The 7472-nt window shown below is 69.8% G+C and carries 6 protein-coding genes and 1 rRNA gene; 6 read left to right on the forward strand and 1 reads right to left on the reverse strand.

Annotated features, from left to right (window positions below; all coding sequences use genetic code 11):
• Positions 1–4 precede the first annotated feature (4 nt).
• Together rrf and VIB55_RS04745 are read left to right on the forward strand one after the other, a co-directional pair.
• Positions 5–121 (forward strand): 5S ribosomal RNA (rrf, locus tag VIB55_RS04740).
• 336 nt (positions 122–457) lie between these two features.
• On the forward strand, positions 458–952 hold the full coding sequence (locus VIB55_RS04745) for a plastocyanin/azurin family copper-binding protein (RefSeq protein ID WP_331875520.1): 495 nt from the start codon (positions 458–460) through the stop codon (positions 950–952).
• Positions 953–1034: 82 nt separating this feature from the next.
• Here the strand turns inward: VIB55_RS04745 and VIB55_RS04750 are convergent, their stop codons facing one another.
• Positions 1035–1331 carry a metal-sulfur cluster assembly factor gene (locus tag VIB55_RS04750; RefSeq protein WP_331022959.1) on the reverse strand — a complete coding sequence of 99 codons (297 nt, stop codon included), beginning with the start codon at positions 1329–1331 and terminating at the stop codon, positions 1035–1037.
• Between the two features lie 155 nt (positions 1332–1486).
• Between VIB55_RS04750 and VIB55_RS04755 the strand changes: the two genes are divergently transcribed.
• The 4 genes from VIB55_RS04755 to VIB55_RS04770 all read left to right on the forward strand — a co-directional run bounded on the left by VIB55_RS04755 (position 1487) and on the right by VIB55_RS04770 (position 7149).
• Entirely contained in the window at positions 1487–2593 is a 1107-nt protein-coding gene (locus tag VIB55_RS04755) for an ATP-dependent 6-phosphofructokinase (RefSeq protein ID WP_331875521.1), read from the forward strand.
• Between the two features lie 283 nt (positions 2594–2876).
• A complete protein-coding gene (locus tag VIB55_RS04760) occupies positions 2877–4244 on the forward strand; it encodes a sensor domain-containing diguanylate cyclase (RefSeq protein WP_331875522.1) in 1368 nt (455 codons plus the stop codon).
• A 157-nt stretch (positions 4245–4401) separates the two neighbouring features.
• The gene (gene yhbY / locus VIB55_RS04765) at positions 4402–4701 is read left to right on the forward strand and encodes a ribosome assembly RNA-binding protein YhbY (protein WP_331875523.1); all 300 of its coding nucleotides are present in this window, start codon (positions 4402–4404) and stop codon (positions 4699–4701) included.
• Between the two features lie 108 nt (positions 4702–4809).
• The gene (locus tag VIB55_RS04770; protein ID WP_331875524.1) at positions 4810–7149 is read left to right on the forward strand and encodes a S9 family peptidase; all 2340 of its coding nucleotides are present in this window, start codon (positions 4810–4812) and stop codon (positions 7147–7149) included.
• Positions 7150–7472: the final 323 nt, after the last annotated feature.

Raw genomic sequence — 7472 nt, forward strand, 5'->3', positions numbered from 1 at the left:
TATGGCCGGTGGCTATGGCGCGGGGGATCCACCCGATCCCATCCCGAACTCGGAAGTGAAAACCCGCTGCGCGGATGGTACTGCCGGGGCCACCCGGTGGGAGAGTACGGCGCCGCCGGCCTATTATTCCGAACGCCCGCTCCGAGCATCTCGCTCGAGGCGGGCGTTTGGCGTTTCTACCCATCCGAAGAGTAACGGGTCTCACGCGGAGGCGCGTAGAACGCGGAGAAGAGCGGAGGGAGCGCTCCTGCAGTTCTCCGCGACCTCCGCGCCTCCGCGTGATCCAATGCTGTAGGGTTTTGCCCTACATGAAGGCACGGGCCAGTGCGGGGGATTCGTACGTGGGAAGACCGTAAATCGGTATTGTGCCGGGGCTTGCGGGCGGGTATCTTCCGGCTCGCTCAGGGAACGAGCCTGTGCGACCGACTTCGACACCTTTAGGAGAGAGTTGATCACGATGACTCGCGATCTGATGAAGCTTCCGGCGATTGCCCTTCTCGCGCTGGCGGCCGCGTGCGGCGGCGGCGACGAGCAGGCTGCTTCCACCGACACGGCGGCGCAGGGCACCGAGACCGCGGCGGCCCCCGCTCCGGCCACCGATGCCTCCGCTCCGGCGCCGGCGCCCGCGACGGGCTCGGGCACCGTGCACGACGTGAAGATGGTGACCACCCAGAACGGCGCTGCCGGACAGTTCGAGCCCGCGGCGATCACGGTCAAGCGCGGCGACCGCATCCGCTGGACCATGGCCGACGGCACCGCTCCGCACAACGTTTCGTTCAGCCTGGCGCAGGGCAACCCCGCCGGCTTCACGCCGCCGGCCGACAGCCCGCTCTACACGACGGCGGGGCAGAACTTCGAGGTTCCGGCCGACTGGGCGCCCGGCACGTACAACTACGTCTGCATGCCCCACGCCGGCATGGGCATGCGCGGCACGATCACGGTTACCGAGTAAACCCCGGTTTCCGCGGTACGAAAAGGGAGCCGTCCTTCGGGACGGCTCCCTTTTTCTGGCTCCCATGTCTCCCCTCCGACGATCAAAGGCCCAGCGCGGCCCGGATCGTGGGATTGATGCGGTCCGCCGACCAGGGCGGCGAGAACGTGAGCTCCACTTCCGCCTGCTCCACGCCGGGAACCGACTCCACCGCCTCGCGCGCCTTCGTCAGCAGTTCGCCCGCGACGGGGCATCCCGGCGACGTGAGCGACATCGTGACGTCCACGCGGCCGCCGTCGATCTTGATGTCATAGATCAGCCCCAGCACCACCAGGTCCAGCTTGAGCTCGGGGTCCTTTACCTTGCGCAGCGCCTTGCGCACTTCCTTTTCGTCGACCATTCCATTCATCTCCTGATCCGCCCCGGCCCGTACGGACGCGGCGTTCGGCGGAAGCTGTCCCCCCGTGGCGGGTGTGTCAACCCGCGCTTGCCCGCCCGCCGCGTCGGCGTATCTTTCCCGCGCCAGGATGCCGCCGACTCCGCACCGTGAAAGCCATGTCCGACAGCAGCAAGCCCAAGGTCCGCCGGATCGCCATCAACACGGGTGGCGGGGATGCCCCGGGGCTGAACGCCGTGATCCGCGCGGCTACCCTGGCCGCCCTGAACGAGGGGTGGGAGGTGTTCGGCATCCGCCGCGGATACATGGGTATCCTGGAGGGCGAGGTCGACGGCGAGGAGGGGCTCTTTCCGCTGACGGCCCAGGCCGTCCGCGGGATCACCCACCTGGGCGGCACCATCCTGGGCACCACCACCCGCGGCAACCCGTTCGGGCTGGAGGTGCGCCAGCCGGACGGTACGTGGGGCACGGTAGACCGGTCGGATGAAATCGTGCAGCGGTTCCGCGAGTGCGAGATCGACGCGCTGATCGCCATCGGAGGCGACGGGTCGCTGAGCATCGCGCACGCGCTGCACCAGAAGGGCCTGCCGGTGATCGGCGTGCCCAAGACCATCGACAACGACCTGAGCGCCACCGACGTCACCTTCGGCTTCCAGTCGGCGGTGGAGGTGGCCACGGACGCCATCGGCCGGCTGCACAGCACCGCCGAGGCGCACCAGCGGGTGATGGTGGTGCAGCTGATGGGGCGGCACACGGGGTGGATCGCCTTGGAGTCCGGCCTGGCGGGCGGCGCCGACGTCATCCTGATCCCCGAGATCCCCTACGACATCGCGAAGATCGCTGACAAGGTGCGCGAGCGCGACCTCCAGCGGCGCCGCTTCAGCATCGTGGTGGTGGCCGAGGGCGCGCGGCCGCGGGACGGAGAGGCGAGCTACGCCGACGAAACGGGGCGCTACGGGGGCATCGCCGACCGCATTGCCGCCCAGCTCCACGAGGCGACCGAGAAGGAAACGCGCTCGATGGTGCTGGGCCACATCCAGCGCGGCGGCGAGCCCATCGCCTACGACCGCAGTCTTGCGCTCCGCTTTGGCGCGGCGGCGGTGCGCTGCATCCGCGAGGGGCAGCTGGGCACCATGGTGGCGCTGCAGGGCAACTACATCCGCGCTGTTCCGCTGGGCGACGCCATCCGCGACATCAAGCGCGTGCCGGCAGATTCGGAGCTGGTGATGACCGCGCGCCAGCTCGGGATTTCGTTCGGGGACTGATCTCGCAATTCGCGGCAGCCGTGGCATCTCCCGCTGGGTCTCTCCGGCCCGGAGGAGGTGCGCAGTCGGTGGTGGTTCGGCCCGAAACCCGGACCCCGCAAGGAGTTCCGGCAGCCTCCGCTCGGAATGGGCCGCAAGCGCGCGTGCGGCCCCGTTTTCGCTATCTGCCCTTGTCTGTCGGCGCGTGCGGCTGTTAGAGTAACTGCGCCACGCTCCGGTATCAGTCAGCCGCTCCGGCTTTCCCCGCCGGGTCTGCCCTGCCGGGCCTCTTTCCCTCCTCACGATGCACGTTCGCATGGAAGCGCCGCCGCGCTTGCGGGCTACCGCGGAAGACGCGGGCGATTCCGCGGGGCCGCAGGTGCCCGCAGTGTCGCAGGCATTCGCGGCCGTTCCCCTGCTGGGCACGCCCACGCAGGTGGCGCAGGCGTGCGTGGATGCCGTGCGCGCGCTGACCGGTGGCCCCGCCCGGGTGGAAGTGCCCACGCGCCCCGTGCCGCTGGCCCTGGGCGACGACGCCGAAGGGCTGGTGCCGCTGGCGAGCTTCGACGCGCCCGGAGGGCAGGGAAGGGTTCTGGCGGGCGCCCACACGGCAATGTACGAACCCGTGGCGGTGCAGGCCGTCGCCGCGCACCTGGAGCGCGTGTGGGCGGTGCAGCAGCATCGTACCGCACAGACGCTGGAGCTGGATCAGCTTCGCTTTCACCTGGGCGCCCTGCAGCAGGTGGCGCGCACGCTCTCGGTGGTCCGGGGCGCGGAGGAGACCGAGCGGCTGGTGCTGGACTCGGTGGGGGAGGTGTTCTTTGCCTGGTGGGCGGCGCTGTACCATACCGAGGGCGAGCAGTACACCTGCCGGGCCGTGCGCTCTCTGCGGGGAGAATCGGTGGCGTTCGCCATCCCCGGGCGGGTGGTGAGGGCCATCGCGGCGCCGGGCCAGCCGCCGGTGATTCCCCCCGAGGACGCGGAGATCCGCGACCACGTTCCGGCCGAGGTGGCTGTGGTGGCGCCGCTGGACTTTGGCGACGAAGAGGCGGGGCTGCTGATCCTAGGCCGCCGCATGACGGACGCCCCGTACGAGCCGCACGACCTGGCCCTGCTGCGCGCCCTCGCCGACTCGTCGGCCATCGCGCTTCGCAACGCCGAGCTGCTGGACCGGCTTCGCGCCCAGGCCACCATCGATCCGCTCACCGGCTGCCACAACCGACGCGGCTTCGACGAGATCCTGGAGAACGAGCTGGCGCGCTCGCAGCGTTACAATCGGCCGCTGTGCCTGGTGCTGCTGGATATCGACCGCTTCAAGGCCATCAACGACGATTTCGGTCACGAGGTGGGCGACCACGCGCTGCAGCGGATCGGGCGGGCGGTGCGGCACGCGTTCCGCAGCACGGACAGCGCCTGCCGCTACGGCGGCGAGGAGTTCGCCCTCGTCTTCCCGGAGACCACCAAGGAAGAGGGGCTGAAGCTGGCGGAGCGGCTGCGGGTGCTGGTGGAGGCGCTGCCCCCCAACGCCGAAGTGCCCCGCCCGCTGACCGCCAGCTTTGGCGTGGCGGCGTTTCCCGCGGATGCGACCAATCACACGGACCTGGTTCGCGCGGCCGACCGGGCGCTGTACCAGGCCAAGAGCAACGGCCGCAATCGGGTGGAACTGGCCTGACCGTCCGAGCTTCGATGGATCCGCAGCCCCGCCCCGCCTTGACGCGCGGGGCGGGGCTCGCGTTTGTCCCCCCTGCACGGCGGCACGCCACTCGCTATCTTGTCCGCGCGAGGCAATCGATCGAGATCCCTTTCGAACATCGACCGCAGGCCAGGCCGTGGAACTGACTCCCAAGCAGCGGGCGCATCTCAAGTCGCTGGCGCATCACCTGAATCCCGTGCTCTTCGTGGGCAAGGAAGGCGTGACCGACCAGACGGTGCGGTCGCTGGAGGAGGCCTTCAACACCCGCGAGCTGCTGAAGGTGAAGATCCTGGAAGCGGCGCCCATGAGCGCGCGTGAGGGCGCCGCCGCGCTCGCCGAGCGGATCGAGGGGGCCGTGGCGGTGCAGGCCATCGGCCGCGTGGGCGTGCTGTACCGGCCCCATCCCGAAAAGCCCGAGATCCAGCTTCCCGGCTGATTCGCTTCGACCGGCTCCTCCGCGCCCGGCGCCTTGTAGCGCCGGGCGCGTTTGCGTAGACTGTGCTAAGGAATTCGCAGACCTCCCCCTCACCTCCCTGGATCGTCGATGATGCGTTTTTCCGCTCGCGCCGCTGCCGCGGGCGCGCTTCTGCTCGCCGCAACGCAGGCGGCGCCCGCGCGCGCGCAGACGGCCGCCAACGGCTTCGACCTGTCCGTCCGCAACATCATGCGCGGTCCCGAGCTGGTGGGCCGCTCGCCCGACGACGTACGCTGGTCGCCGGACGGACGCTGGGTGTACTTCCGCTGGCGGCAGCCCGAGGCACGCGACACGGCGACGCACGTGTACCGCGTGGCCGTGGGCGGCGGCGCACCGGAGATGCTGTCCGACTCGGTAGCCGACCGCGTTCTTCCGCCGGCCGGCGGCGGCGGATGGACGCTGGATCGCTCGCGGCGCGCGTTCGAGCGGCGCGGCGACGTGTTCGTGGTGGATCGCAACGGCGCCGAGCGCCGCATCACCGACACCCCGGCGCGGGAGCGCGGGCCGGAGCTGTCGCTGGACGGCCGCACGGTGTTCTGGATGTCGGCCAACAACGTCTTCTCCGTTCCCGTCGCGGGCGGGCCGCTGCGCCAGCTGACGGACCTTCGACTGGACAACGCTCCGCGGACGAATGAGCCGACCGGCGCGCGCGGTGACCTGCGCACGCGGCAGGCGGAGCTCTTCGACGTGGTCCGCGACCGCCGGGCGGAGCGGGAACGGCGCGAGCTGCTGGATTCGCTTCGCGCCACCGTGCGCCCGGCCTACCTGGGGAAGAACACCTCCATCAGCTACTTCGACGTGTCGCCTTCCGGGCGATACGTGCTGCTGGGTGTCAGCGAGAACGTGGAGGGCGACCAGCAGACCATGGTGCCGGCCTGGGTCACCGAAAGCGGCTACACCGAGCCCCTGAACGTGCGCAACAAGGTGGGCGACGTGCAGGACCTGGAGAAGGCCGCCATCCTGGACTTTCACACCTCGCGGCTGACGTGGATCGCCCCGGACAGCGCCCACACGGCGCGCAAGCTGGCGCTCACCCCCGCCGGCTGGGCGCCCACGGAGGACCGCGCGCTGCTGGTCGGCGTTCCGTTCGACTACAAGGACCGGTGGATCTACGTGGTGGGGCCGGATGGGCGCACCACGACCGTGGACGCGCTGCGCGACACGGCGTGGGTGGGCGGCCCAGGGCTGTTCACGGCCAATTGGCTCTCGAACGACCGCATCTACTTCGTTTCCGAGCGCACCGGCTACGCGCACCTGTACACCGCACCCGCCACGGGCGGGACGGCGTCGGCCATCACCTCCGGACAGTGGGAGGTGGAGGACGTCACCCTCTCCCCGGACCGGCGCACGTTTCTGGTCACGACTAGCGAAACGCATCCCGGCGAGCGGGCGGTCTACTCGATTCCCGTCGGCGGCGGGCCGCGCACGCGCCTGTCGCCGCTGGAGGGGTGGACCACCGTTACCCCGTCTCCCGACGCGCGCTGGCTGGCGCTGCTCCACTCGGTTGCCAACGCGCCGCCGGAGCTGTACCTGATGCCCAACCGACCCGGCGCCCGGCCGCGGCAGGTGACGGAGTCGCGCACGGCCGAGTTCCGCCGCGGCCCATGGATTCGCCCCGAGGTGGTGTCGTTCGCCGCGCGCGACGGGCAGACGGTGTACGCCCGCATCTTCCGCCCGCGCGACCTGGGCGCGCAGCCGCACGGGGGCGCGGTCATCTTCGTGCACGGCGCCGGCTACCTGCAGAACGCCCATCGGGGGTGGAGCACGTATTTCCGCGAGTACATGTTCCATCACCTGCTGGCGTCGCGGGGGTACACGGTGATGGACGTGGACTACCGCGGCTCGGCCGGCTACGGCGCTGCGGTGCGCACGGGCATCTACCGGCACATGGGCGGCAAGGACCTGACCGACCAGGTGGACGCCGCGCGGTGGATGGTGGTGCGGGAGGGCGTGGACCCGAAGCGCGTGGGCATCTACGGCGGCTCGTATGGCGGGTTCATCACGCTGATGGGAATGTTCACCGAGCCGGAAACCTTCCGCAGCGGCGCGGCCCTGCGCTCGGTGACGGACTGGGCGCACTACAACCACTGGTACACCAGCCGCATCCTGAACCTGCCGCACGAAGACACGCTGGCCTACCGCCGCTCGTCGCCCATCTACTTCGCCGAGGGGCTGCGCGGCGACCTGCTGATCGCACACGGGATGGTGGACGTGAACGTGCACTTTCAGGACGTGGCGCGCCTGGCGCAGCGGCTGATCGAGCTGGGCAAGACCAACTGGGAGATGGCGGTATACCCGGTCGAGGACCACGCCTTCCAGCGGGCGGATTCGTGGACGGACGAGTACCGCCGCATCTACGAGCTGTTCGAGCGCACGCTCCGGCCCGGATCGCCCCCGCTGCCCAACTGACGACAACCGTTCCCCTCGCAATGGTGACGCAAGCCGATGGACCACATCGGCTTGCGTTTTATCGGCGCAGTTTGGAACGGTGCTTGCTTTATCGCTGCGCAAGGAAGGGCGCGGAATCGCCGCCGGGAAGCGGAAGGGCCGACTGGGGCGGGAACCATCGATCTCGCACATGGTTGGTGGTCAAGAAGATGGCACACGGGTTGCTTACTGATCGGGCACACGACGACTGAAATCGAGCAGGCTGACGAATAGAGGGAACCCGAAGGAGGCCGCTATGAACCGGATCGTGAAGGAGCTCGCCGAGGCCCTCCCGCAGCCGAAAG

The organism is Longimicrobium sp., from assembly GCF_036554565.1.
In the GTDB taxonomy this organism is placed as follows: Bacteria; Gemmatimonadota; Gemmatimonadetes; order Longimicrobiales; family Longimicrobiaceae; genus Longimicrobium.